Genomic DNA, 1,816 nt, shown 5'->3' on the forward strand with positions numbered 1-1,816 from the left:
CGGCGCAGACCGATCCGGCCTCGCCCCAGAGCAGCGCGGCCATCAGCGCCCCGCCGACCAGCAACCCACCGGCCGCACCGCCCCGCCGTGCCGGGCGGCCATCGCCGCGCCGAGCACCAGGGTGGCGGGCGCGGTGCCGATCCCCAGCCACGCGCCCACCGCCGCCGGCCAGCGCCGTTCGGCGGTCTCAGACAACGTGGCGCAGGTAGCCGGCGATCGCCGCGTCCAGCACCTCGGCACCCGGGCGCGCCCACACCTCGGCGGAGAAGACCTCCACCTCGATCGGCCGACGTAACCGGCCGCGTCCACCGCCTCGCGCAGCCGGCGCAGCTCGATGCAGCCGTCGCCGGGGAGCGCCCGGCCGAGCAGCACCCCCTCCGGCAGCGGCGTCACCCAGTCGCAGACCTGGAACGCGGCGATCCGGTCGCCGGCCCGGGCGATCTGCGCGTACACCGTGTCGTCCCACCAGACGTGGTACGCGTCCACGACCACGCCGACCACCGACGGGTCGAACCGCTCGGCGATGTCCAGCGCCTGGCCGAGGGTGGCGATCACACACCGGTCGGCGGCGAACATCGGATGCAGCGGCTCGATCGCCAGCCGTACCCCGGCCGCCGCCGCGTGCGGGGCCAGCTCGCCGATCGCGTCGGCCACCCGCCGCCGGGCGCCGTCGACGTCCCGGCTGCCGGCCGGCAGCCCGCCGGAGACCAGCACCAACTCCGGGGCGCCGAGCGTGGCCGCCTCCTCGATGGCCCGCAGGTTCTCCGCGCGCCAGTCGTCGGCGGAGAAGAACCCGCCCCGGCACAGCGAGGTGACGGCCAGGCCGGCGTCGCGGACCAGCTTCGCCGACCGGGCCAGCCCGTACTCCGCGACCGGCTCCCGCCACAACCCGATGCCCGGCACGCCGGCCGCCACGCAACCGGCCACCACCTCGGGCAGCGGCCAGCGCTGGGCGGTCGCCTGGTTGAACGAGAACCGCGCCAACCGAGGCGCAGCGTCGGCCCCCGTTCGCGGCTGCGCGGCTCGCGGAACCGGCTCACTTCCCGCGCTCACTGCCGCACCCCCGCCACGGTGAAGAAGGCCCGCGCGCGGGCGGCGGCCAGGTCGGCGTCGGGCAGCAGCCCGGCCGCGTCGGCCAGGGTGAGCAGGGTGGCCAGGTGCGCCGGGGACCGGCCGGACTGCGCGCCGCCGACATGGTGAAGTGCTCCTGGTGCCCGGCCAGCCAGGCCAGGAACACGATCCCGGTCTTGTAGTGCCAGGTCGGTGCCGCGAACAGGTGCCGGGCCAGCGGGACGGTGGGCGCGAAGATCTCGTCGTACGCCGCCAGGTCCCGCCGGTCCAGGGCGGCCAGCGCGGCGGCGGCGGCCGGCGCGATGGCCGCGAACACCCCGAGCAGCGCGTCGGAGTGGCCCACCTCGTCACCCCGGATCAGCTCGGGGTAGTGGAAGTCGTCCCCGGTGTAGAGCCGCACCCCGGCCGGCAGCCGGCGGCGCAGCGCGACCTCCCGACCGGCGTCCAGCAGGGACACCTTGATGCCGTCCACAGTCGACTGGTGCGCTTTGATCAGCTCGACCACCGTGTCGGCGGCCAGCTCCAGGTCGGCCGCACCCCAGTAGCCGGTCAACGCCGGGTCGAACATCGGGCCCAGCCAGTGCAGCACCACCGGTTCACCGGCGGCGGTCAGCAGCTCGTCGTACACCCGCAGGTAGTCCTCCGGGCCGCGGGCCGCGGCGGCCAGGTGCCGGCTGCACATCAGCACCGGCCGGGCGCCGGCCGCGAGGACGTCGGCGAGCTGTTCGGTGTACGCGGCGGTGAC

Annotated in this window: 1 protein-coding gene and 2 pseudogenes; all 3 read right to left on the minus strand. The window is 76.2% G+C overall.

Going from position 1 to position 1,816, the window contains the following annotated elements:
* Nucleotides 1–42 precede the first annotated feature (42 nt).
* Nucleotides 43–195 (minus strand): hypothetical protein, encoded by a 153-nt coding sequence (locus tag JM949_RS35655; protein ID WP_203152434.1) that lies wholly within the window; start codon nt 193–195, stop codon nt 43–45.
* Nucleotides 188–984 (minus strand): annotated as a pseudogene (locus tag JM949_RS35660) (sugar phosphate isomerase/epimerase family protein). The gene JM949_RS35655 and the pseudogene JM949_RS35660 overlap by 8 nt, the downstream one beginning before the upstream one ends.
* Nucleotides 985–1,049: 65 nt before the next feature.
* A pseudogene (locus tag JM949_RS35665) lies at nt 1,050–1,816 on the minus strand (DUF993 family protein); the annotation flags it as partial.

Origin of the sequence: Micromonospora tarensis (assembly GCF_016803395.1) — a bacterium.
Classification (GTDB): domain Bacteria; phylum Actinomycetota; class Actinomycetes; order Mycobacteriales; family Micromonosporaceae; genus Micromonospora; species Micromonospora tarensis.